Below are 24460 nucleotides of genomic sequence, written 5' to 3'. Positions count from 1 at the left end.
TCTACATCTTGTGCAATTTCAGTGGATATTAACTATAAAATTAATATCTGTAGTGTTCGGCCTTGAACGGACCCTGCTTGGAGACGCCGATATAATCTGCCTGGACATCAGAAAGTTCGGTCAGGCGGACGCCGAGCTTCTCCAGATGCAGGCGTGCAACCTTCTCGTCGAGGTGCTTCGGCAGAACGTAAACCTCGTTCTTGTATTCGCCCTGCTTGGTGAACAGCTCGATCTGGCCGAGAACCTGGTTGGTGAACGAAGCCGACATCACGAAGGAGGGATGACCCGTGGCGTTGCCGAGGTTGAGCAGGCGGCCTTCGGACAGAAGGATGATGCGGTTACCCTTCGGGAACTCGATCATGTCGACCTGCGGCTTGATGTTCGTCCACTTCTGGTTACGCAGCGATGCGACCTGAATTTCGTTGTCGAAGTGGCCGATGTTGCCAACGATCGCCATGTCCTTCATCTCGCGCATATGCTCGATACGAATGACGTCCTTGTTGCCGGTCGTGGTGATGAAGATGTCAGCCGAAGACACGACGTCTTCAAGGCGGACGACTTCGAAACCGTCCATGGCAGCCTGAAGCGCGCAGATCGGGTCGATTTCGGTGACCTTTACGCGTGCGCCAGCACCCTGCAGAGAAGCGGCCGAACCCTTGCCCACGTCGCCATAACCGCAAACGACGGCAACCTTGCCGGCCATCATCACGTCGGTCGCGCGGCGAATGCCGTCCACGAGGGATTCCTTGCAGCCGTATTTGTTGTCGAACTTCGACTTCGTAACGCTGTCGTTGACGTTGATAGCCGGGAAGGGAAGGAGACCCTTCTTGCTGAGATCGTAGAGGCGGTGAACGCCCGTTGTGGTTTCTTCGGTAACGCCCTTGAGCGCGTCGCGCTGCTTGGTGAACCAGCCGGGAGACGCCTTGAGGCGCTTCTTGATCTGTGCGACGAGAATTTCTTCTTCTTCCGAGCCCGGATTGGAAAGAACGTCTTCGCCAGCTTCGGCACGTGCACCGAGCAGAATGTACATGGTGGCGTCGCCACCATCGTCGAGGATCATGTTGGAGAGGCCACCGTCAGCCCACTGGAAGATCTTGTCGGTGTATTCCCAGTATTCCGTCAGGCTTTCACCCTTGACGGCGAAAACCGGAATTCCAGCTTCAGCGATTGCCGCTGCGGCGTGATCCTGGGTCGAGAAGATGTTGCACGAAGCCCAGCGAATGTCTGCGCCGAGCTCTTTCAGCGTTTCGATCAAAACGCCGGTCTGGATCGTCATGTGAAGCGAACCGGAAATGCGTGCGCCCTTCAGAGGCTTGCTCTCGCCGAATTCCTTGCGGCAGGACATCAGGCCGGGCATTTCTGTTTCGGCAATGTCCAGTTCCTTGCGGCCGAAGCCGGCAAGGTTGATGTCGGCGACGATATAGTCCTTCTCAACGCTCATGAGGTTCTCCAGATTAAAAACGCCGGGCTGATGGGCGCGGCCTTGCAAACGTAGCTGCGGTTTAGCAGGCCACGAGCAATCTGGCAATGATGATATAAAGAGGTCTTTATGTCTTTATATGATGCTTTGGTCAGGCTTCTTCGCCAAACCGGTCGGCAACCAGGGCTTCCAATGCAGCCAGCGCTTCATTTGCCTGGTTGCCACTTGCCTCGACATAGACACTGCATCCCGGGCTGGCGGCCAGCATCATGAGACCCATGATCGACGTACCGCCAACGGTCATTCCATCTTTGGAAACGGTGATCGTTGCGTCAAAGCCTTCGACCATCTGCACGAATTTTGCCGAGGCCCGGGCGTGAAGGCCACGTTTGTTGACAATCAGCATTTCCCGGGACAGTGACGACATCGCTTATCTTCTTATTTGCCGCTCAGGACACGGCTTGCAACGTTGATATATTTTCGTCCGGCGTCGGACGCTTCCTGAAGAGCCTTATCCATGTTGTCTTCGCTGCGTACGCTCGCAAGCTTGATAAGCATGGGCAGATTGACGCCGGCGATCACTTCGACATTGCCGCTATTCATGACCGATATAGCGAGGTTGGAGGGTGTGCCTCCAAACATGTCGGTCAGAACGATTACGCCATTTCCATCATTGGCACGCGTGACGGCATCGATGATGTCCTGTCGGCGCTGATCCATGTCGTCTTCGGGACCGATACAGACCGTCTCGATCAATTTCTGAGGCCCGACGACATGCTCCACCGCATGACGAAATTCCTCAGCCAGCTTGCCATGGGTGACAAGCACTAGTCCGATCATGAAATGCTCCCTTACACACGCACTCTCATTGCCGACTATCGCAACGCGGCAATCCTGTCCATCGGTGGGAGTTTATCTTGATGAGGAAAATCGGAAGCGCAAGCCTAAAATCGCCCGAATCACGTTCACGACCTATTCGCTTTTAAAAGATTGTGAGCAAGCGCAGCAAATTTTCCATAGGGTGTCAGACTTGATAGCGGGATGCGCAGCAGTGGTAACTGCCCTCCACAGGGAAACGCCATCGTCTCGTTTTCTTCCGGCAGCCTTGGATTTTCCGGCGAGAGAACCGTTGTCACAGCAAAATGAAGCGCTGCCCTAGCAACGCTTTTGACGGAAATGATGCCGCTGCCGCGAAGTTCCAGCAATCCTGCAATCGTCTCCGGCCGCTCCGCCATGATCGTTTCATCCTGGCGATACACGAAAATCTGATCATCTGCGATCAGCGCTGCGGGCAGACCGCACCGCTCTGCCTCCGTCAGAAAGCTGAAAGCAAGTTCGCTTTTTCCACTGCCGGATGGTCCGGTAAAGACAATACCGGTTCCATCGACGACAATGGCCGTTGCGTGCAGGTTGAAACGATCAGCGCTCATGGGTTTCGGCCGCTGGAAGCGACAGGGTGAAACGGGCGCCGGAAATGACGCCGTATTTGTCTACGACGTTTTCCGCTTTCAGGCTGCCGCCATGGGCTTCAGCGATCTGTCGGCTAATGGAAAGGCCAAGACCGGAATTCTGGCCAAAACCTTCGCTTGCCGGGCGGTCCGTGTAGAAGCGCTCGAAAATCCGGTCGATGTCCTCGGCTTGAATGCCGGGGCCGTTATCTTCGATCTGGACGAGGCAGCGGTCCTTGTGGCGCGCGAGACGAACCGTAATGCGACCGCTATCCGCAGCGACGAAGGAGCGTGCATTCTCGATAAGATTGGTGACGATCTGGCTGAGACGGAGGTCATGACCATTGACGACGAAGGACGGCTTTGCCCCCGCCTTTCGGTCAACCACGTAGTCGATCGCCACACTCTTTTTCTTGGTGCTGATCTGTCGAGAAATATCGACAAGGCCCTTCAGCAACACGTCAAGATCCAGTGGTGAGGCATCGGCACGGGCGAGTTCGGCATCGAGACGCGAAGCATCGGAAATGTCGCTGATAAGGCGATCGAGGCGGCGCACGTCGTGGAAGATGATTTCGGTCAGGCGCTGCTTCGACTCTTCGGTTTTGGCGCGCGGCAGGGTTTCCACAGCACTCCTGAGAGAGGTCAGCGGGTTCTTCAGTTCATGGCTCACATCGGCGGCGAAACTTTCAATGGCGTCGATACGGTCGTAAAGCGCCGTTGTCATTTCTCTCAAGGCGATCGAAAGGTTGCCGATCTCATCCTGACGCGCAGAGAAATCCGGAATCTCCTCGCGGGTTCTTGCGCCACGGCGAACACGGATCGCCGCAGCTGCAAGCCGTCGCAACGGCGTTGCGATGGTGGACGACAGGAGCAGGGAAAGCACGATGTTGACCAAGGTCGCGATACCGAAGACGCGCATGATGGCGAGACGTTCGGCATGAACGATCTTGTCGATATCACCGGCTTGTGTGGACAGCAGCAGAACGCCGAGCACTGCACGGAAGCGTTGGACCGGAACGGCAACCGAAACAATCAGCTCGCCTTTTTCGGTAACGCGCACCACCGCTCCACGAACGCCGGTCAGCGCGTTCATGACTTCAGGGTAAATCGAGCCGTCGCCGCCGGGAGCTTCTTTGTATTGCGGCAGGCTGCTTGGCTGCAGCATGCGGTTGAACAGGCTGGCGAACCACTCACTCCAGGTCTGGGTTTCCGGCGTGACCGGCGGAAGGTCGAACCGCAGCACCTGTCCACGTGAATAAAGATGACGCGAATCAAGCAGCAGGTTTGCGTCCGCGTCGAACAGACGGGCGCGGGTGCGGGTGGGGGAAATCAACCGTCGCAACACCGGAGCGACGCGTTCCGGATTGATCGGGAAACTCAGATCTTCGTCGTTCGGGGCAGGCGTTATGCTCTGTCCGGCCTGTAGCTCGAGTAGCTTTTCCGGATTGATGGTAATCGAATTGGTGTCGACCGACGCGGAGGCAGAAATTGCGCCCGCAATGATTTCGCCTTGTGTCAGCAGGCTTTCCACGCGGGCATCGATAAGCCCTTCGCGGAACTGGTTCAGGTAAAGGATACCACCCACCAGAACGACAGTCGCCGCGACATTGAAGAACAGAATGCGACGTGTGAGACTGGAAAACACCGCATTGCCGAAAATGCGCCGGATAATCGTCAGCGGATGAATACGGTGCCGTCGTTCGCTGCCGCGATCTTCGGCATCGTCATCTTCCGAGACGGTTTCCGGCGATTTGTTCAACACGTCATGTCCTCTCAACCACGTTAACGTGGTCGACGCCTATTCAGGCTGTTCTCACGCTGCTTCGCGGAAGCGATAGCCTACGCCGTAAAGCGTTTCAATCATGTCGAAGTCGCCATCGACCAGCTTGAACTTCTTGCGAAGCCGCTTGATGTGGCTGTCGATCGTGCGATCGTCAACATAGACCTGCTCGTCATAGGCCGCATCCATCAGTGCGTCGCGGCTCTTCACGACGCCGGGGCGCTGCGCAAGCGAGTGCAGAATAAGGAATTCGGTTACCGTCAAAGTGACCGGTTCACCCTTCCAGGTGCAGGTATGGCGTTCCTGATCCATTGCAAGCTGACCACGTTCCAGCGTTCGGGCCTGTTGATCGGCCGTCGGCTTGAGCGTGCTTCCGGTTGCAGCGGATGCTTCCCTGCTGCTGGCACGGCGCAGAATTGCCTTGACGCGCTCGACGAGCAGTCGCTGCGAAAACGGTTTGGTGATGAAGTCGTCGGCACCCATCTTCAGGCCGAAGAGCTCATCGATTTCCTCGTCCTTCGAGGTCAGGAAAATAACCGGCAGATCGGACTTCTGTCGCAGGCGGCGCAACAGTTCCATTCCGTCCATACGCGGCATCTTGATGTCGAAGATGGCGAGCTGCGGCGGGCGCGCAATCAACCCGTCCAGTGCGGAAGCACCGTCCGTATACGTTTCGACCCTGTAGCCTTCGGCTTCAAGCGCGATCGATACCGAAGTAAGAATATTCCGGTCGTCGTCCACAAGCGCGATTGTCTGCATGTAGTTGGTCTCCATCGTCATTCTATCGTTACTCCCGACATTCACCCAGCCAGGTTATGCGCCGTGAGTTCCCCTCATGAGTATAAAGGTGGAACAAATTGTGGCAAAGCAAAAAGGGCGGGTGTCGATCAAAGTTGAGGCGATGGAATTTCCGGAAATGCATTCCAATGGATTCTAATGCGACTTCAACCGATTTAAAAAGAAATAAAATCTTTTAAATCGATTAATATATTGAAATTGCTATATTATTTAAAATGCCGCTCTTGCGTTTCCAAAAGCCAGCACGTATTTTCAAGGAAATTTCAACGGCCTTATCTTTCTCAACTAAGGAACGCGTCATGAATGAGCTTGGGGTTCATAATCCTGCCAACGGAGTTTCGGAACTCGGACTGGGAGAGGCTTTTCAGGTCTTTTATAACCTCAACGAAAGCGAACTTTATGAGCAGGCAATCCGCAACGGCGAAGCGGAACTGACCATTGACGGTGCACTTCGCGCCGTTACCGGCCAGCACACCGGCCGTTCGCCGAAGGACAAGTTCGTCGTCCGCGATGCCTCGACCGAAGACAAGATCTGGTGGGACAACAACAAACCGCTGTCACCCGAACACTTCAAGATTCTGCACCAGGACATGCTCGCTCATGCGGCTGGAAAAACGCTTTACGTTCAGGATCTGATCGGTGGTGCGGATGAGGAAAATGCGCTTCCGACACGCGTTGTCACCGAACTCGCCTGGCATTCGCTGTTCATTCGCAATCTGTTGATCCGCCCGAAGAAGGAAGCGCTTGCATCGTTCAGCCAGAAGCTGACGATCATCAATCTTCCGAGCTTCAAGGCAGATCCGGCGCGCCATGGCGTTCGTTCGGAAACCGTCATTGCCTGCGATCTGACCAAGGGCCTCGTGCTGATTGGCGGTACGTCTTACGCTGGCGAAAACAAGAAGTCGGTCTTCACCGTTTTGAACTATCTGCTGCCAGCCAAGGGCGTCATGCCCATGCATTGTTCGGCCAACGTCGGTCCGGCAGGTGACTCTGCCGTATTCTTCGGCCTGTCCGGCACCGGCAAGACCACGCTCTCGGCTGATCCGTCGCGCACACTGATCGGTGACGACGAACATGGCTGGGGTGAGCACGGTATCTTCAATTTCGAAGGCGGCTGCTATGCAAAGGCGATCAAGCTTTCGGCAGAGGCTGAGCCAGAAATCTACGCCGCAACACGACGTTTCGGCACCGTTCTGGAAAATGTCGTTCTCGATGAAAACCGTGTTCCGGATTTCAACGACAATTCGCTGACGGAAAATACCCGCAGTGCCTACCCGCTGCACTTCATCCCGAACGCATCGGAAACCGGTATTGCCGGCCATCCGAAGACGATCATCATGCTGACGGCTGATGCCTTCGGCGTCCTGCCTCCGATTGCCCGGCTGACACCGGAGCAGGCGATGTACCACTTCCTGTCCGGTTACACCGCAAAGGTCGCTGGTACGGAAAAGGGCGTGACGGAACCGGAAGCAACGTTCTCGACATGCTTCGGCGCACCTTTCATGCCGCGTCATCCGGCCGAATACGGCAATCTGCTGCGTGAACTGATCGGCAAGCATGGCGTTGACTGCTGGCTGGTCAACACCGGTTGGACCGGTGGCGCGTACGGCATCGGCAAGCGCATGCCGATCAAGGCGACCCGTGCCCTGCTGACCGCTGCTCTGACCGGCGAACTGAAGAATGCTCAGTTCCGTACCGACGCGAATTTCGGTTTCGCAGTACCGCTGTCTCTCGACGGCGTCGACAATGCGATCCTCGATCCGCGCTCGACTTGGGCTGACGGTGCCGCTTACGATGCGCAGGCCAAGAAGCTGGTCTCGATGTTCGTGGCGAACTTCACAAAGTTCGAAGATCACGTCGACAGCACGGTTCGCGACGCGGCGCCCGGGCTTTTGATTGCCGCTGAATGAATGGCATCCTGCGTTAGTGGGAGAGGAGGGGACCCGGCCTTAGTGCCGGGTTCTTCCGTTTTTGCCGCTGTTTTCATTCTTGAAGATCTGTGGCATGACCGGCGCGGAGAAAGATCATGGCCAGCGCCCCGCTTTACATCAGTAACCGTATCACCATTGCCAGCTGGGAGCTGACGGAGCAATTCGTCTTGTCCGGCGGTCCGGGTGGCCAGAACGTCAACAAGGTTTCGACGGCAGTTCAGCTTTTCTTCGATATTGCCGGTTCGCCCTCACTTACGGACCGCGTCAAAACCAACGCCATCAGGATTGGCGGTAGGCGCGTATCCAAGGACGGCGTGCTGATGATCGAAGCAAGCAGGTTTCGAAGCCAGGACAGAAACCGCGAAGACGCCCGCGACCGTCTCAAGGAGCTTATTCTCGAAGCGGCCGCGCCACCGCCGCCTGTCCGAAAAGCAACCAAGCCGACCCGCGGTTCCGTGGAACGCCGGCTGAAGGAAAAGTCCGGTCGTTCCGACGTCAAGAAGATGCGCGGCAAACCCTCTGGAGACTAGAGCGCTGTGCGTACCTCTGCACGAGCGCTCCGCACAGAAGCGCTTTGTCAGAGTTTGCGCAGGGCCACCGTCTCGATCAGGTGGTTCTTGCCTTTGCTGAGAATGAGATCGGCGCGTGGTCGCGTCGGCAGGATGTTCTGGCGGAGGTTTTTCAGATTGATATTCTGCCAGAGACCCTCCGCAATGCTCAGTGCTGCATCTTCGCTGATCGAGGCATAACGGTTGAAGAAGGAGTTCGGGTCGCGGAATGCGGTTTTCCGAAGATTCATGAACCGGTTCACATACCAGTTGTGAATGAGACCCTCGTCCGCATCGATATAGATCGAGAAGTCGAAGAAATCGGAAACGATGGGAACGATGCGCCCGCCGGCCGGTAAATCCCGCGATTGCAGAACATTGATGCCCTCGAAGATCAGGATGTCCGGCTGATCGACGATGGTGTATTCGTTAGGCAATACATCGTAGGTCAAGTGCGAGTAGCGCGGTGCTTTTACGTTCGGTTGCCCCGCCTTGATCGCCGAAAGGAAGCGCAGCAATGCGCCGATATCGTAACTTTCGGGAAAACCCTTGCGCTCCATCAGGTTGTCGCGGCGCAAAACCTCGTTCGGATAAAGAAATCCATCCGTGGTGATCAGGTCGACCTTTGGGCTGGATGGCCAGCGGGCCAGCAGTTCTTTCAGGATACGCGCGGTTGTCGATTTGCCCACAGCCACCGACCCGGCAATACCGATCACGAAGGGCGTCTTGTTGACGTCAGCCATGTTCAGGAAGCGGTTGCGCTGTTCGAAAAGAAGCTGTGACGCCTCCACGTGCGACGAGAGCAGGCGTGAAAGCGAAAGATAGATCCGCCGTACTTCATCCAGATCGATTGGGTCGTCCAGCGAACGAAGCCGTTTTACTTCATCACCCGAGAGGGTGAGCGGTGTGTCTGCGCGAAACTTTGCCCATTCTTCCGAGCTGAAGAAGTGGTAGGGCGAATATTCATCGGCGCGAAAGTGATCGAGTGTTCCTGGCATGCCTCTCTCCCCGCTGCGTGCCATGGTCGTCATGATTTCGGCCTCGATGCTTTTTCCTGAAGGCCGGTCTGGCCGGTGCGGCGCTCAAGCTCCGCAAAAACGTCGGCCAGGGGGATATCGGCAATCTTCAAAACCACCAGCAGATGGAAGAGCAGATCGGCGGCCTCGTTTTTCAGGCCGTCGTGATCTTTGGCAATTGCGGCGATCACTGTCTCAATGGCTTCTTCACCGAGCTTTTTGGCCGCGCGCTCCTGGCCCGACGCAACAAGCTTTGCGGTCCAGGATTCGTCCGGGGACGCGGCTGCACGGGTTGCGACGATGCGTTCCAGATCAGAAAGGGAAAATGCGCTCATGATGTTTCCTGCTGTCAGTCGAGGCGCATGGCGATGCCATGGTTGGCCATATAGGCCTTGGCTTCGCCGATAGAGTAAGTGCCGAAGTGGAAAATGGATGCCGCGAGCACGGCCGTCGCGTGACCATCACGAACACCGGCCACCAGATCATCGAGGTTGCCGACGCCTCCGGAGGCAATGACCGGTACCCGAACCTGGTCGGCGATGGCGCGCGTTAAGGCGATATCGTAACCGCTTTTTGTGCCATCCCGGTCCATGGAGGTGACGAGCAGCTCACCAGCGCCACGCTCGACCATCTTGATAGCGAACTCTACCGCATCGATGCCGGTGGATTGTCGCCCGCCATGGGTAAAGATTTCCCAGCGGGCAGTCTCGCCATCGCCCGAGACTCTTTTGGCGTCTATGGATACGACGATGCACTGGTTGCCGAATTTGTCGGCGGCCTGCGCTACGAAATCCGGGTCCTTGACGGCAGCAGAGTTGATCGACACCTTATCGGCGCCGCACAGCAGAAGCTTGCGGATATCGCCGACACTGCGAACGCCGCCGCCAACCGTCACAGGCATGAAGCAATGGTCGGCAGTCCGTGAGACGACGTCGAAAATTGTGTCGCGATTGTCGGAGGAGGCGGTGATATCGAGGAAACAAAGTTCATCGGCACCGGCTGCGTCATACGCTTTCGCTGCTTCGACGGGGTCTCCCGCATCGATCAGGTCGACGAAATTGACACCCTTGACGACGCGGCCGTCCTTCACATCAAGACATGGAATAACGCGTGCTTTGAGTGTCATGCGCCTGCCTCCTTGTTTCGAGCTGCCCGAATAAGCGCAAGGGCTTCTGCCGGATCAATCCGCCCATCATAAAGCGCGCGGCCGGAAATCGCGCCTTCGAGCTTTGCCGCATCTGGTTCAAGCATGCGTTTGATGTCGTCTATGGAGGCCAGTCCACCAGAGGCGATCACTGGAATGGAAACCGCATTGGCCAGTTCGAGTGTCGACGACCAGTTGATACCTGCCAGAATACCATCGCGGTCGATGTCGGTGTAGATGATAGCGGCAACGCCAGCACCTTCGAAGCGCTTGGCAAGTTCGATAACACCGAGCTCTGACGCTTCTGCCCAGCCCTCAACGGCCACCTTGCCGCCCTTGGCATCGATCCCCACGGCCACCTGACCGGGGAAACGTTTGCAAGCTTCCAGCACCAGCACCGGATCGCGGACCGCGACCGTGCCGAGAATGACGCGGGCAAGCCCGCGCGTTAGCCATGCTTCGATATGATCGAGCGTGCGAATGCCGCCGCCGAGTTGCACCGGATTTTTTGTCGCCTTGAGAATCGCATCGACGGCAGCGCCGTTCACACTCTCGCCGGCAAAAGCACCGTTCAGATCCACGACATGCAGCCATTCGAAACCCTGGTCCTCGAAGGCTTTTGCCTGTGCGCCGGGGTCGGTGTTGTAGACGGTTGCCTGGTCCATATCGCCAAGTTTCAGGCGAACGCACTGGCCGTCTTTAAGGTCGATTGCAGGAAAAAGGATCATGTCAGGGCTTCCAACGCAGGAAATTCGAAATGAGGGCGAGGCCAAGCGTCTGGCTCTTTTCCGGATGGAACTGCGCACCCGCCATGTTGTCGCGACCGACGAACGCCGTCATCGCACCGCCATAACTGGTTGTGGCGATAACGTCGGCAGGATGTTTCGCGGCCAGATGATAGGAATGCACGAAATAAGCATGCAAGCCATCCGGGCCGGTCTTGATGCCGTCAAAAAGTGGGTGCGCATGGCGGATTTCCAGCGTGTTCCAGCCGATCTGCGGGATCTTCAGGTTGGGATCGGAAGGGGTCATTTCCACGACATCGCCCTCGATCCAGCCCAGTCCCTGGCTGACAGTCTTTTCTAGACCACGCGACGACATGAGCTGCATACCGACGCAGATACCAAGAAACGGGTGTGCCTTGTGTTCCACTGCCTCAACGAGTGCCTCGTGCATGCCGGATACCGCATCGAGACCGGCACGGCAGTCGGCGTAGGCGCCGACACCGGGCAGAACGATACGGTCTGCCGATGCGACGTGATCCGGCTTGTCGGTCAGTTCTATAGTTGCATTGATGCCGGCTTCGTGGGCGGCGCGCTCGAAAGCTTTTGTAGCAGAGCGCAGGTTGCCTGAACCGTAGTCGATGATCGCGACACGCATGTCAGCGCCTTCCGTTTAGATCGAATAGAAACGATCCGGCCGGATCGTTGATGAAGCTGTTTCCGCCAGTTTTCTCCGGATTGGGAGCCCATACTGGCTGGGTGATTGTCATGTCCGGAACATCCGTGGATCGCTCGGAGAAATATAGGTCTTCGGCGGAGGAAAGATCAGGGGCCGTAACGATGGATTTCATCTGCCAGCCCTTTTTCAGCAGATGGCGGACCAGAAAATGCCTGCCTTCCAGCGCCGTGATGACGGATATCGCCAGACCGACCAGAAGCCCCACCGGTTCGAATCCGGCTAATGCAGAGATTTGTCCGGCGATGATGAGTGCCGCAAATACTAAGATCGCGGCAAGCCAGAGCCGATTGGTGGCAAGCCAGAGCCACGGCGCAAAAAGTGCCAGCCAGACGAAACGGTCTGCAATGAAGCGGGTCGTTCTGTGATCTCTGTCCGGCCCACCAGGGGCTTCGAGAACCAGATAGCTTGTCATGGGCGTCCTGACAGCGTTTGCAGTTAGGCAAGCATACCCTTCGTGGAAGGAACGCGGTCTGCCTGCCGGGGATCGATCTCAGTTGCGGTGCGAAGAACGCGTGCAACGGCCTTGAAGCATGTTTCGGCGATATGATGGTTGTTTGCGCCGTAATGGTTCAAGATATGCAGGGTGATGCCCGCGTTCTGCGCCAGAGCCTGGAAGAACTCGCGCACCAGTTCAGTATCGAATGTACCGATCTTGGGTGCGGAAAAATTCACGTTCCAAACGAGGAAGGGGCGCCCGGAAATGTCGACTGCAGCCTTTGTCATGGTTTCGTCCATGGCAAGATCGAGCGAGGCATAGCGGGTAATGCCGCGTCGGTCGCCCAGGGCTTTGGCAATTGCCTGGCCGATGGCGATGCCGGTATCTTCGACGGTATGGTGGTCATCGATATGCAGATCGCCTTTGACGTCGATTTCCATGTCGATCAAAGAATGGCGGCTGAGTTGGTCCAGCATATGATCGAAAAATCCCACGCCAGTGGAAATTGTCGATTTGCCGGTGCCGTCGACATTCACGCGAATCGAAACCGATGTCTCGTTCGTTTTGCGGAAAATCTCGCCTTTACGTTCTGCCATTTTGGCCGCTCCGTGGAAATGTTGCCGTTCCTTATCAGCACAGAATGCAAATATCCAGTTGTTCCATCGTCTTGTCTCGTATGGCCTCCCACGTCGGCCGACAGGATGATTGCAATCGTAAAAAGCAAACTTACATAGAACCGGAAAGGGCCGGATGTGGCCCACCAACCACACGCCCGACACGGGCAGACAGGTGTTTGATGACAACTATTATTACAGTCAGAAAAGGCGGCAAGGTCGTCATGGCTGGCGATGGTCAGGTAAGCCTCGGCCAGACCGTCATGAAGGGCAATGCGCGTAAGGTCCGTCGTATCGGCAAGGGCGAAGTGATCGCCGGATTTGCTGGTGCAACAGCAGATGCCTTCACACTGCTCGATCGTCTTGAGAAGAAACTCGAACAATATCCGGGCCAGCTTATGCGTGCAGCCGTGGAGCTTGCCAAGGATTGGCGCACGGACAAGTACCTGCGCAATCTCGAAGCCATGATGCTGGTTGCCGACAAGTCGACGACCCTCGCCATTACAGGCAATGGAGATGTGCTGGAACCGGAACATGGTGCGATCGCCATTGGCTCTGGCGGCAACTATGCTTTCGCGGCGGCGCGCGCCATGATGGACACTGACAAGTCTGCGGAAGATGTGGCGCGCCAGGCGCTGGATATCGCTGCGGACATCTGCGTTTATACCAACCACAACCTCGTCGTCGAAACACTCGACGCCGAATAACGATTTTATCTCACCCAAGGGTCCTGTGGACCGGGCCGTCACGGCCGGTCGGGGCAGGAAAGCCAAGAGGATAGGATGACCACTTTTTCTCCCCGGGAAATCGTCTCGGAACTGGACCGTTACATTATCGGCCAGCACGATGCGAAACGCGCTGTTGCTATTGCGCTGCGCAACCGCTGGCGGCGCCAGCAGCTTGATGAGAGCCTGCGCGACGAAGTCATGCCAAAGAATATCTTGATGATCGGACCGACGGGTGTCGGCAAGACGGAAATCTCCCGTCGCCTTGCCAAGCTGGCTGGTGCTCCCTTCATCAAGGTCGAAGCGACAAAGTTCACCGAAGTTGGCTATGTCGGCCGCGATGTCGAGCAGATCATCCGCGATCTCGTCGAGATCGGCATCGGACTGGTGCGCGAAAAGAAGCGCGCTGAAGTGCAGGCCAAGGCACATGCCAGCGCCGAGGAGCGTGTGCTCGATGCATTGGTCGGATCGACAGCATCCCCTGCAACGCGCGAAAACTTCCGCAAGAAGCTGCGTGACGGAGAACTCGACGACAAGGAAATCGATATCGAGGTTGCTGATGCCGGTTCTGGCATGCCCGGTTTCGACATTCCCGGTATGCCGGGCGCCAACATCGGCGTCCTCAACCTTTCTGAAATGTTCGGAAAGGCCATGGGCGGCCGCACGAAAAAGGTTCGCACGACGGTCTCCAAGTCCTATGCCGATCTTATTCGTGATGAGTCCGACAAGCTGCTGGACAACGAAATGATCCAGCGCGAGGCGGTCAAGTCGGTGGAAAACGATGGCATCGTGTTTCTCGACGAAATCGACAAGATCGCCGCACGTGATGGCGGTATGGGGGCAGGTGTTTCTCGCGAAGGCGTGCAGCGCGATCTGTTGCCGCTTGTTGAGGGCACGACTGTTTCAACCAAGTATGGTCCGGTGAAAACGGATCACGTCCTGTTCATCGCGTCCGGTGCCTTCCATGTGGCGAAGCCCTCCGACCTGTTGCCGGAACTCCAGGGACGTCTGCCGATCCGCGTTGAGCTGAAACCGCTGACCAAGGAAGATTTCCGACGCATTCTGACTGAAACCGAGGCCAGCCTGATCCGTCAGTACAAGGCGCTGATGGCGACGGAAGAACTGGATCTGGAATTCACTGATGATGCGATCGATGCCTTGGCTGATGTCGCTGTTCACCTCAACTCGTCTGTCGAGAATATAGGTGCACGTCGTCTGCAAACGGTGATGGAACGGGTTCTGGACGAAATTTCGTTCAACGCGCCGGATCGTGGTGGCTCGTCGGTGAAGATCGATCACGAATATGTCCGAAAACATGTCGGTGATCTTGCTGCCGATACAGATTTGTCGCGCTATATTCTCTAAGCGTCTTATCCGATAATATCTGGAGTGCGGCCATATTTGCCGCACTCTTTTATTTTACCAGCCTCGTCTCGCCTTCGGCCCGCAATTTGTTTATGGGAGAGGCACTGCATTCCGATTGGAACCGCTCTATGGACGCGGCCGGTTTTTCCTCAACTCTTGTTTTCGACAAGCCGGCCTGAGAAAAGGCATTCGCTCGTGCGCAAAACTCTTCTGGCATTCGCCGTTGCTCTGACCTTCACGACTGTGTCGTCGTCTTTCGCTGAAGCTGCGACAGTCGTGCCGCCTGGAAACCGCAATGCCGAACAGCCGGGCGTGCCAGGCGCGTCCGCGCGCCGCACGAAAGCGTCCAATACGTCTTACGAGCGCAAGTACCAGAAAGTCATTGAACTTCTGTCTTCAGACAAGGCGTTGATCGGCAAGATCAAGGCGACGGCGGGACGATATGGTATTGATCCAATCCATATGATCGGCGCTATCGTTGGCGAACACACTTACAACGTCGATGCCTACGACCGTTTGCAATCCTATTATGTCAAGGCTGCGTCCTATGCAGGAAACAGTTTCCGCTTCGGTTACAAGGATGAATCGATCGCGCAGTTTTTGTCGCATTCGCAGTTCGGCAAATGTCAGTCGAAAAAGGATTCCTACGCTCTCTGGAGCTGCCGGGAAGATGTGTGGGACGACAGCTTCCGCGGCAAGAAGGTTGATGGCGTATCCTATCCTGACAATCGTTTCAGCGCGGTCTTTTTCCAGCCGTTTTATGCCGGGCAGACGTTTGGCCTCGGCCAGATCAATCCGCTGACGGCCCTTATGTTGACGGATATGGTCTCGAGGACGTCCGGTTATGAAAGACTGGACGAAAACGACGCCGCGGCCGTCTACACAGCCATCATGGACCCGGACCGGTCATTGGCCTTCATGGCAGCGTCCATCCGCAAGTCGATCGACGATTACAAATCCATCGCGGATATGGATATTTCCAGGAATCCCGGTGTCACCTCGACTTTGTATAACGTTGGCGGCTCTCAGAACCGCGCCGCGGCCCTTGCGCAGAAAAACCTTCAGCGCGCAGGCGGTGATATCATCTTGCCGGAAGAAAATTATTACGGCTGGCTGGTAAATGATCGCATCAAGGATTTGCAGGGGCTTTTGTAAGAAACGACCATTATCGTTTCCATTATTTCCAATCTGGAAATAATATTTGGTTGCTTCACGCGATTGACGTAGCCCACCCTCATTGTTCAATTTAGACGAAATGAACACGAGGAGGCGCATGTGAGCCGCACGGATAAATTCGGTCTTTCCATCGACAACAGGCTTTATGCTTTTCTGACAGAAGAGGTCCTGCCCGGCACAGGTCTTGACCGTGAGGCCTTTTTTGAAGGCTTTTCGGGGATCATCCACGATCTTTCGCCGAAAAATCGCGAGCTTCTTTCAAAGCGTGACGCTCTGCAAGAAAAGCTGGATGGATGGTACCGCCAGAATGGTGCCCCGCTGGATTTTGGCGTTTACGAAAACTTTCTGAAAGAGATCGACTATCTTTTGCCGGAAGGACCGGATTTCAGGGTCTCGACAGAGAACGTTGATGCCGAAATGGCCGTTGTCGCCGGTCCGCAACTCGTCGTCCCTGTTATGAATGCACGTTATGCATTGAACGCTGCGAACGCGCGCTGGGGTTCGCTCTATGACGCGCTTTACGGCACCGATGCGATTTCCGATGAGGATGGTGCTGAAAAGGGCAGGGGCTATAACCCGAAACGCGGCGAAAAGGTCATCACGTGGTCGAGAAACTTCCTTGATCAATCTGCGCCCGTGGACGGCGCGAGCTGGTCGGACGTGACTGGTATCAAGATCTTGGACGGTGTCTTGCAGCTTTCCGTTGGCGACAAGACCACAGGTTTGAAAGATGTGTCGCAGTTCGCTGGCTTTGGTGGCGATGTTGCGTCCCCGTCATCGATCCTGCTGAGCAAGAACGGTCTGCACACCGAAATCGTCATCGATCCGTCGACGGAAATCGGCAAGTCCGATCTCGCGGGAGTTTCCGATGTCATACTTGAATCGGCCCTGACCACGATCATGGACTGCGAGGATTCGGTTGCTGCCGTGGATGCGGAAGACAAGGTTCTCGTCTACGCTAACTGGCTTGGTCTGTTGCGCGGCGATCTGGCCGAAGAAGTTTCAAAAGGTGGAAAGACCTTCACCCGCAAATTGAACCCCGACCGTTATTATACCGGCCCGGACGGTTCGGCCGTGACGTTACATGGACGGTCATTGATGCTGGTTCGAAATGTCGGGCATCTGATGACCAATCCTGCAATCCTCGACAGGGATGGGCGTGAGGTTCCAGAAGGCATCATGGATGCCGTCGTTACCGCTTTGATTGCTCTTTACGATGTCGGTCCGTCTGGCCGTCGCCAGAATTCGCGCGCCGGTTCGATGTATGTCGTCAAGCCCAAGATGCATGGGCCGGAAGAAGTGGCCTTCGCCAACGAAATTTTCACGCGGGTCGAAAAGCTTGTCGGCATGACACCAAATACCATGAAGATGGGCATCATGGATGAGGAACGCCGTACGACGGTCAACCTCAAGGAATGTATTCGTGCGGCGAAAGACCGGGTTGTATTCATTAATACCGGCTTCCTCGATCGTACCGGTGACGAGATGCACACATCCATGGAAGCCGGCCCGATGATCCGCAAGGGCGACATGAAGCAGGCGGCCTGGATTGCGGCTTACGAAAACTGGAACGTCGACATTGGTCTGGAGTGCGGTCTTGCTGGCCATGCTCAGATCGGCAAGGGCATGTGGGCGATGCCGGATCTGATGGCAGCGATGCTGGAACAGAAGATCGCGCATCCCAGGGCTGGTGCCAACACGGCATGGGTGCCTTCGCCGACGGCGGCGACGCTGCATGCAACGCACTATCATACGGTCGATGTCGCGGCTGTTCAGGATCACCTGAAGAGCCGAGGCAGGGCGAAACTCTCCGACATTTTGTCGGTACCTGTCGCATCTCGCCCCAACTGGACGCCAGAAGAAATCCAGCGCGAACTCGATAACAACGCCCAGGGCATTCTGGGTTATGTCGTCCGTTGGGTCGACCAGGGCGTGGGTTGTTCGAAGGTTCCGGACATCAACAATATCGGCTTGATGGAAGACCGCGCCACTCTGCGGATCTCCGCACAACATATGGCAAACTGGTTGCGTCACGGCGTCGTGACGGAAGAACAGATTGTCGAAACCATGAAGCGCATGGCTGTTGTGGTTGACGGTCAGAATGCTGGTGATGCCGACTATCTGGCAATGGCACCTGATTTTGACGGTTCCATTGCTTTTCAGGCTGCCGTCGAACTGGTCCTTAAAGGACGCGAGCAACCGAACGGTTACACCGAACCGGTTCTGCACCGTCGCCGTCTCGAGTTGAAAGCAAGGCAGGCCGCCTGACTTGCAAAAGCGGCGGGTATTCCCGCCGCTAGCCAACAAAAAAGCCGCCGGGATGTCCTGGCGGCTTTTTCATTTTCTGGTCTTGATCCGGATATTACTGGATCACGATAACCTTGGTGTTCCGGCCCGGACGGACGCGGCTGTAAAGGTCGATCACGTCCTGGTTGATCATGCGGATGCAGCCGGAAGACGCTGCCGTGCCGATCGACGCCCATTCAGGCGATCCATGGATGCGGAACAGGGTATCCTGACCCTTTTCATTGAAGAGGTACATTGCGCGTGCACCAAGCGGGTTTGTCAGGCCAGGCCCCATGCCGGCTTCGACGTACTTCGCGACTTCCGGTTTGCGGTCGGCCATTTCCTTTGGCGGATGCCACATCGGCCATTCCTGCTTCCAGGCGACATAGGCTTCACCGGCCCACGCAAAGCCTGCCTTGCCAACGCCGATGCCGTAACGAACGGCGCGGTTACCCGGCATGACGTAATAGAGGAAACGCTCACGGGTGTTGACGATAACTGTGCCCGGCTTTTCAGGAGTCTGGAATTCCACGATCTGGCGACGGAACTTCTCATTGACGCGGTTGATCGGGATAGCTGGAAGGGCGTAACCGGCATCCGTGACAGGGCCGTAAACGTCGTTGAAAATCTGGACGGTTTCAACCTTTGTCGGAACAGGCGCCGGCGCGGCTGCGACGGGCTTGTCGGACGATTGGGAAGTGGTCTCGGCGCAGCCGGCCAGAGCCAGTACTGCCGTCAGACCAAGTGCGGTCAATGATGTACGGATGCGCATGTCGTTCTCGCGGAAAATTCGCCAAATTGTGCGAAAGAGTAGGCTGAATTGGATAATGGGGTTATTTTCCATTAAGCTGCGCTTGGCAAGCCGTAGCGCCTCGGCAACGAGCGCCGGCATGTAAAATTGCCGGTTCATTGTCTTTTTGCAACAATAGTTCACACGTCCTTGAATGCGTTATCCATGACTATTCTTTCCGTCACCAATAACAATCCGTTAATTGATGGTCGCCAATCGGATAAGGCCATGTTGGTGCGGCGCGGCGTGCAGATCTTGCTGCATGAGATGCGCCATTCTGTTCTGCCCGAACTGCCTCTGGCGAGCGGGCGACGAGCCGACCTCATCAGCCTGTCCGTCAAGGGTGAAATCTGGATTGTCGAAATCAAATCCTCGATTGAGGATTTCCGTGTCGATCGCAAATGGCCGGACTACCGGTTGCACTGCGACCGGTTGTTCTTTGCCACACATGCCGAAGTCCCGATCGACATTTTTCCGGAGGATTGCGGCCTAATCCTTTCCGACGGATATGGCGCTCACATGCTGCGGGAAGCGCCGGAGCACAAACTGCCACCTGCGACGCGCAAATCACTGATGCTGGATTTTTCCAGAACTGCGGCCACCCGCCTCATGTTGGCGGAATGGACAACGGGCCGCAGCTTCGGAGAATGACCGACGTTTATTTGGGGGCGCGTTTCGCAAGAATGCGCTGCAAGGTACGGCGGTGCATGTTGAGACGGCGAGCGGTTTCCGAGACGTTTCTCTCACACATCTCGTAAACCCGCTGAATATGCTCCCAGCGTACCCGGTCCGCAGACATTGGATTCTCTGGAACTTCAGTCTTTTCACCCTTGCGCTGCGTCAACGCATTAAAGACATCATCGGCATCGGCCGGCTTTGCGAGATAATCGAGCGCACCGAGTTTGACCGCGGTAACGGCAGTGGCGATATTTCCATAGCCCGTCAGAACTACGATCTGCGTATCCGTTCTGCTTTGCCTGATGGCCTCGATCACTTCCAGCCCATTGCCATCTCCAAGTCGAAGATCGACGACGGCATATTTCGGCGGCGTCGCCTTTGACTTGGCGATGCCCTCGCTGACCGACTCGGCGGTATCGACATTAAACCCGCGCGTTTCCATGGCGCGAGCCAGGCGGCGGAGAAACGGGCCGTCGTCATCGACGATCAGCAGCGACTTGTCGGCGCCGATTGGATCGTTTTCATCGGCAATGGCCTTGTCATCGAGAGGGGCTTGATCTTTTGTATTCATGGTTCCGGCCTTCCGGCAACTTCCTGAGCCTGTTGTCTTCTTATCGCTTCTTCAAATCGGATCGTAAAGCGTTCAGTGGCTTTTATCGTCCATAAGGGCGCGGGGCCAGACGATTGTGATTCGCGCTCCGCTCTCTGTCACGCCGCGATTCTCGAATGTCACGGTCGCACCCGAGCGTTCCAGCAAAGTCTTGGCGATAAATAGACCGAGCCCCAATCCGCCTGCGCGGGCATCATTGTGGCGCTCTGTCATATAGGGTTCGCCAATGCGGGCGAGAATGTCATAGGCGTAACCAGGTCCGTCGTCTTCAATTGCGACTTTTACCGTCTGGGCATCATAGGCGGCGGTCACCGTGACTTTCGTTCGCGCATAGTCCACGCCATTTTCGATAAGGTTGCCGAGACCATAGATAATGCCGGCGTTTCTGATACCGACAGGCTCATCGACGCGGTTATTTTTCTCGATCAGTTCAAGCTCGATGCCGAATTCGCGATAAGGTGCCATGACCTCATCAAGCAGGGAAGAAAGCGGCAGGCGACGCATATGTTCTTCGCTGTCGGCTGAAAGTGAGGTCAGGCGTCGCAAGATATCGCGGCATCGTTCGCTTTGGCTGCGCAGCAGGGCGATATCTTCTCCCAGGCGTTCGTCGTTTCCGAGTTCTCTTTCCATCTCCTTGGCGACGACGCTGATGGTTGCAAGTGGCGTCCCAAGCTCGTGCGCAGCCGCAGCCGCGAGGCCGTCGAGCTGTGACAGGTGTTTTTCACGCTCGAGAACGAGTTCCGTTGCCGCCAGAGCATCGGCAAGCTGATTGGCTTCATGGGAAACACGGTATGCGTAAAATGCTGCAAACGATGTCGTCGCGATAATGGCGAACCACGTGCCAACATGCAGCAGAAGCTGGATCGGCAAAGTTTCGCCCGGATACCATGGAACCGGGAAGGGCGAGAAAGCGATCGCTGTCGAGCAAATGACCGCGAAGGCGAGAAGAATAAGAGAGTGCCTCAGCGGTTGCGAAGCGAAAGCGATAATGACCTGTACGCAGATCAAAGGCGCGAAGGGGTTGGAGAGACCTCCCGTGATGTAGATGAGTGCCGTCAACTGCAAAAGATCGAAGGCGAGCAGCAACGTCGCTTCCCAGGGCTCCAGGCGGTAGGTGGATGGAAAACGAGCTGTCAGAAACAGATTGGCCAGCGCCAGCGCGGCGATCAGCAGCGAGCACGCCAGGAGTGGCAGCGGGAAGTGCAAGCCGAGGGCGACGAAGAGAATTGTTGCACTTTGACCCGCGACGGCAAGCCAACGCAGCCAGACGATTGTCTGCAGCCTGATTCGTCGGCTGGCACGACCAAGTCTCGTCGTTTCGATTGCCTGGATTGCCGTCTTCGTTTCTTTTACGGGTTTCATTGCTTACGTTCCACGTGGCTTTGCACGGTTGGTGGGTTGCGCGGATGCCGGATCTTCCGGCCACGGGTGACGTGGATACCGGCCACGCATGTCAGCGCGCACATCTTTCCACGACCCCGACCAGAAACCAGGCAAATCGCGTGTCGTTTGTATCGGTCGATGAGCGGGAGAGGTCAATTCCAGAACGAGTGGCAAGCGGCCCTGCGCGATCGTCGGATGCGCCTTCAGTCCGAACAGTTCCTGTACACGAATGGAAAGTGTGGGTTCGCTTCCGTCGTAGCGGATAGGGTGCCGTTGCCCAGTCGGCGCTTCGAAGTGGGTCGGCGCCAATTTCGCGAGCTCTCGCACCACCTCGTGTGGAACAAGTGACATCAGCCCTTCGGAAAGGCTGCCGGAGCGAATATCCTGAAGACTGCGGACACTGTTTTGGAATGGTACGAACCATTCATCCAGGCGTGCTGTCAGAGCTTCGTCGCTGACATCCGGCCAGGGGTCTCCAATGCTGGCATGAAGAAAGCCGATCCTCTCGCGAAGTTGGTCCGCTTCCCTTGAAAATGGCAGGATCGACAGCCCAAACTCGCGTACCCCGTTGGCGAGTGCCTGTGCGGCCTGCGGTCCCTCCGGCTTTGGCAAAGGAGCTTCATCGAGAATGATGGCGCCAAGGCGCGTCACGCGACGTGCCCTGACCTGCCCGCTGGCCTTGTCGAAGAACAGTTGATCCTGCGTTTCGATGAGGTGTGGCATCTCATCTTCGATATCGCTGCGCTCTATGGCGACAGCGGAGAGAATTCTGGGCTGGGCCGCCCGTCCCGTAATGTCTACAACCACCAGCATCTTGTTTGTTGCCAGCCGTTCCGTTTCGGAGATTTCCGCGCCGCGACCATTCGCCATCACATATCGTCCGCGTCCGCCACGCTGAAATGCGATTCGGTCAGGATAGGCATGCAACAACAAAGAGCCGGTCTGAACAGCTGGGTTGCTCTTTGTTGTCGCGACGCGAAGCGAATCGAGCAGGCGACGCGCCAGCTTGCGCGCGGCGTCGGCACGATCGCTTCTGTCTCGTGAAAAATAACGCAGCCGCTCGTCTAGATCGATGTCGTTGCCGCCAAGGCCTTGCTCCGTCAACATGACGGCCAGCATTGCCGCTTTTTCGCCGGCGCCCTCGTTTGCGGCAGCAATCACCATGGCGGAAAGACGTGGCGGCAGTGATAGATTTCGCATCAGCCTGCCCTGTTGCGTCAGGTTACCCTGTTCATCCAGCGCGCTGAGGTTTTTAAGAAGGGCAACCGATTCCTTAAGGGCGGCATCCGGTGGCAAATCCAGAAATGCGAGGCTGGAGGGGTCTTTTACGCCCCAATGCGCCAGATCGAGAGCAAGAGACGACAGATCGCTCGCAAGGATTTGTGGCGGTGTGAAAGCGGGCAGGGCGGCTGTCTGCCCCTGGTGCCACAAACGAATTGCCACACCGGTCTCCGTTCGCCCGGCGCGTCCTGCTCGTTGGTCGGCAGAGGCGCGGGAGACACGAACCGTTTCTAGCCGGGTGATGCCGGTTGATGGCTCGAACACCGGCAACCTTTGTAAACCGCTGTCGATGACCACCCTTACGCCGTCGATGGTTATCGACGTTTCCGCAATCGATGTCGCGAGAACGATCTTTCGCCGCCCTCTGGTGGTAGGTCGGATCGCGGCGTCCTGCTCCTTCTGTGAGAGATTGCCGTAGAGAGGGATAACATCTGTGTTTTCAGGGAAGCGGTTTTCCAGCCGCATCGCTGTCCGTGTGATCTCGGCCTGTCCTGGCAGGAAAGCAAGGATGGAGCCCGTCTCTGAAGCGTGTGCCTCGATAATGGCCTTTGCAACCTTCTCATCTGTCGATACGCCCTGCCATCGGTCATCATGGCGGATATCAATGGGAAAAGTGCGTCCGAGACTTTGGATGACGGGTGCGCCCTGCATGAGTTGACTGATGCGGTCCGTGTCGAGCGTTGCCGACATAACAAGAACGCGCAAATCCTCACGCAGGCCGCCCTGTACGTCGAGGGCGAGAGCCAAACCAAAATCACCATCAAGCGAACGCTCGTGAAACTCGTCGAAAATGACCGTCGAAACACCGGAGAGCTCAGGATCGTCCAGAACCATTCTGGCAAAGACGCCTTCGGTCACCACCTCTATACGGGTTCGAGATGAAACGCGGTTATCGAGCCGCATACGATAACCAACGATGTCGCCAACGTTCTCGCCAAGCAATGCCGCCATTCGTCCGGCGGCTGCACGCGCCGCTAATCGGCGAGGCTCAAGAAGAATGATCTTGCCATCGCCTCGCCAGTCCTGCTGCAGAAGGTGAAGAGGGACGAGGGTTGTTTTACCCGCGCCTGGGGGCGCTGAAAGCACCGCGCGCCCCTCGGTTGCCAAAGCCTTCGCTATGTCCTCGAGCACTTCCGTGACGGGGAGGACGGTTTGGGCGCCTTGAGTGGGAAATGAAGCATCGGTCATGGAAATATCGGCAGCATCCGCTCGTTGGATGGTTCTTTATATGGGGTATTGTGACGTTTCTAATCCAGCGATCCGGTCTTTGACAGGCAAATTTGGCGTATTCAAATGCAGGGCATGCTGGTGAAACTGCGGCCCCGCACGAAAGATCTGGACGCGGACGGGCAAAATAGAGCGTAAAATCGCTCGTCTCAGCCCGAAACCTGAAAATACCTTTTAATTTCAATGGTATGTAAGAAAGTGACAGTTTTTTGAAAGTGGTGTGTTGACTTGTTTCATGGGGTGGGTTTATAAGTCCGCTCACTGAACGAGGGCGGCGGCGCTGCTGGCGACGAACTGCTTCGTTCTAGAGAAATCAAGCGGATTGGCTGACTTGCTGGTTTGT

The 24460-nt window shown here is 56.4% G+C and carries 24 protein-coding genes; 7 read left to right on the top strand and 17 right to left on the bottom strand.

The features are described 5' to 3' along the window. Positions 1-40 precede the first annotated feature (40 nt). The 6 genes from ahcY to chvI form a co-directional block, all read right to left on the bottom strand. Positions 41-1441: an adenosylhomocysteinase gene (gene ahcY, locus HWX89_RS02345; protein WP_138795104.1), complete on the bottom strand. Its 1401-nt coding sequence runs from the start codon at positions 1439-1441 to the stop codon at positions 41-43. A gap of 130 nt (positions 1442-1571) precedes the next feature. After that, positions 1572-1847, bottom strand: coding sequence for an HPr family phosphocarrier protein (locus tag HWX89_RS02340; RefSeq protein WP_138795103.1), 276 nt, complete (start codon positions 1845-1847; stop codon positions 1572-1574). A gap of 11 nt (positions 1848-1858) precedes the next feature. Further along, positions 1859-2260: a PTS sugar transporter subunit IIA gene (locus tag HWX89_RS02335; protein ID WP_138795102.1), complete on the bottom strand. Its 402-nt coding sequence runs from the start codon at positions 2258-2260 to the stop codon at positions 1859-1861. Positions 2261-2385: 125 nt separating this feature from the next. Continuing rightward, positions 2386-2850 (bottom strand): HPr kinase/phosphorylase, encoded by a 465-nt coding sequence (locus tag HWX89_RS02330; protein ID WP_138795101.1) that lies wholly within the window; start codon positions 2848-2850, stop codon positions 2386-2388. Beyond that, entirely contained in the window at positions 2840-4630 is a 1791-nt protein-coding gene (gene chvG / locus HWX89_RS02325; protein ID WP_138795100.1) for a two-component system sensor histidine kinase ChvG, read from the bottom strand. The genes HWX89_RS02330 and chvG overlap by 11 nt, the downstream gene beginning before the upstream one ends. Before the next feature lie 51 nt (positions 4631-4681). Continuing rightward, positions 4682-5407, bottom strand: coding sequence for a two-component system response regulator ChvI (chvI, locus tag HWX89_RS02320; RefSeq protein ID WP_080827537.1), 726 nt, complete (start codon positions 5405-5407; stop codon positions 4682-4684). Between the two features lie 338 nt (positions 5408-5745). On the opposite strand from chvI, the gene HWX89_RS02315 reads away from it, so the two are divergent. Together HWX89_RS02315 and arfB are read left to right on the top strand one after the other, a co-directional pair. Beyond that, positions 5746-7356 carry a phosphoenolpyruvate carboxykinase gene (locus HWX89_RS02315; protein ID WP_138795099.1) on the top strand — a complete coding sequence of 537 codons (1611 nt, stop codon included), beginning with the start codon at positions 5746-5748 and terminating at the stop codon, positions 7354-7356. Between the two features lie 116 nt (positions 7357-7472). Further along, entirely contained in the window at positions 7473-7907 is a 435-nt protein-coding gene (arfB, locus tag HWX89_RS02310; protein ID WP_138795098.1) for an alternative ribosome rescue aminoacyl-tRNA hydrolase ArfB, read from the top strand. 47 nt (positions 7908-7954) lie between these two features. On the opposite strand, the gene coaA is transcribed toward arfB, so the two are convergent. The 7 genes from coaA to hisB are packed head-to-tail and all read right to left on the bottom strand — an operon-like array spanning position 7955 to position 12578. Beyond that, complete coding sequence (gene coaA, locus HWX89_RS02305) at positions 7955-8947, bottom strand: type I pantothenate kinase (RefSeq protein ID WP_178340614.1); 993 nt, start codon at positions 8945-8947, stop codon at positions 7955-7957. Between the two features lie 5 nt (positions 8948-8952). After that, positions 8953-9276, bottom strand: a complete 324-nt coding sequence (locus tag HWX89_RS02300; protein ID WP_138795096.1) for a phosphoribosyl-ATP diphosphatase — start codon at positions 9274-9276, stop codon at positions 8953-8955. A 14-nt stretch (positions 9277-9290) separates the two neighbouring features. Beyond that, positions 9291-10067, bottom strand: a complete 777-nt coding sequence (gene hisF / locus HWX89_RS02295; RefSeq protein ID WP_138795095.1) for an imidazole glycerol phosphate synthase subunit HisF — start codon at positions 10065-10067, stop codon at positions 9291-9293. After that, entirely contained in the window at positions 10064-10813 is a 750-nt protein-coding gene (gene hisA / locus HWX89_RS02290; protein WP_138795094.1) for a 1-(5-phosphoribosyl)-5-[(5-phosphoribosylamino)methylideneamino]imidazole-4-carboxamide isomerase, read from the bottom strand. Before hisA ends, hisF begins: the two co-directional genes overlap by 4 nt. 1 nt (position 10814) lies before the next feature. Then, entirely contained in the window at positions 10815-11465 is a 651-nt protein-coding gene (hisH, locus tag HWX89_RS02285; RefSeq protein WP_138795093.1) for an imidazole glycerol phosphate synthase subunit HisH, read from the bottom strand. A gap of 1 nt (position 11466) precedes the next feature. Beyond that, positions 11467-11958, bottom strand: coding sequence for a DUF2628 domain-containing protein (locus tag HWX89_RS02280; protein ID WP_138795092.1), 492 nt, complete (start codon positions 11956-11958; stop codon positions 11467-11469). Between the two features lie 23 nt (positions 11959-11981). Further along, entirely contained in the window at positions 11982-12578 is a 597-nt protein-coding gene (gene hisB, locus HWX89_RS02275) for an imidazoleglycerol-phosphate dehydratase HisB (protein ID WP_138795091.1), read from the bottom strand. A gap of 200 nt (positions 12579-12778) precedes the next feature. Here hisB and hslV point away from each other — a divergent pair, with 200 nt between their 5' ends. From hslV to HWX89_RS02255, 4 genes are all read left to right on the top strand, one after another. Further along, a complete protein-coding gene (hslV, locus tag HWX89_RS02270) occupies positions 12779-13303 on the top strand; it encodes an ATP-dependent protease subunit HslV (RefSeq protein ID WP_004444336.1) in 525 nt (174 codons plus the stop codon). Positions 13304-13378: 75 nt separating this feature from the next. Continuing rightward, the gene (gene hslU, locus HWX89_RS02265) at positions 13379-14686 is read left to right on the top strand and encodes an ATP-dependent protease ATPase subunit HslU (RefSeq protein ID WP_138795090.1); all 1308 of its coding nucleotides are present in this window, start codon (positions 13379-13381) and stop codon (positions 14684-14686) included. Between the two features lie 195 nt (positions 14687-14881). Then, positions 14882-15841, top strand: a complete 960-nt coding sequence (locus tag HWX89_RS02260) for a DUF1402 family protein (protein ID WP_138795089.1) — start codon at positions 14882-14884, stop codon at positions 15839-15841. Between the two features lie 120 nt (positions 15842-15961). Beyond that, a complete protein-coding gene (locus tag HWX89_RS02255) occupies positions 15962-18130 on the top strand; it encodes a malate synthase G (RefSeq protein ID WP_138795088.1) in 2169 nt (722 codons plus the stop codon). Between the two features lie 94 nt (positions 18131-18224). Here the strand turns inward: HWX89_RS02255 and HWX89_RS02250 are convergent, their stop codons facing one another. Beyond that, the gene (locus HWX89_RS02250; protein ID WP_138795087.1) at positions 18225-18920 is read right to left on the bottom strand and encodes a L,D-transpeptidase; all 696 of its coding nucleotides are present in this window, start codon (positions 18918-18920) and stop codon (positions 18225-18227) included. A gap of 183 nt (positions 18921-19103) precedes the next feature. On the opposite strand from HWX89_RS02250, the gene HWX89_RS02245 reads away from it, so the two are divergent. Continuing rightward, positions 19104-19589, top strand: coding sequence for an MmcB family DNA repair protein (locus tag HWX89_RS02245; RefSeq protein WP_138795086.1), 486 nt, complete (start codon positions 19104-19106; stop codon positions 19587-19589). Positions 19590-19596: 7 nt separating this feature from the next. Here HWX89_RS02245 and HWX89_RS02240 read toward each other — a convergent pair whose 3' ends face one another. The 3 genes from HWX89_RS02240 to hrpB all read right to left on the bottom strand — a co-directional run bounded on the left by HWX89_RS02240 (position 19597) and on the right by hrpB (position 24078). Next, a complete protein-coding gene (locus HWX89_RS02240) occupies positions 19597-20187 on the bottom strand; it encodes an ActR/PrrA/RegA family redox response regulator transcription factor (protein ID WP_138795085.1) in 591 nt (196 codons plus the stop codon). Positions 20188-20259: 72 nt separating this feature from the next. Further along, the gene (locus HWX89_RS02235; protein WP_138795084.1) at positions 20260-21588 is read right to left on the bottom strand and encodes an ActS/PrrB/RegB family redox-sensitive histidine kinase; all 1329 of its coding nucleotides are present in this window, start codon (positions 21586-21588) and stop codon (positions 20260-20262) included. Between the two features lie 3 nt (positions 21589-21591). Continuing rightward, positions 21592-24078: an ATP-dependent helicase HrpB gene (hrpB, locus tag HWX89_RS02230; RefSeq protein ID WP_138795083.1), complete on the bottom strand. Its 2487-nt coding sequence runs from the start codon at positions 24076-24078 to the stop codon at positions 21592-21594. Positions 24079-24460 lie beyond the last annotated feature (382 nt).

Origin of the sequence: Rhizobium sp. RM (assembly GCF_013390595.1) — a bacterium.
Taxonomy (GTDB): domain Bacteria; phylum Pseudomonadota; class Alphaproteobacteria; order Rhizobiales; family Rhizobiaceae; genus Agrobacterium.
Note: the sequence above shows the minus strand (reverse complement) of the source record. Positions and strands in the feature narration are given on the sequence as shown.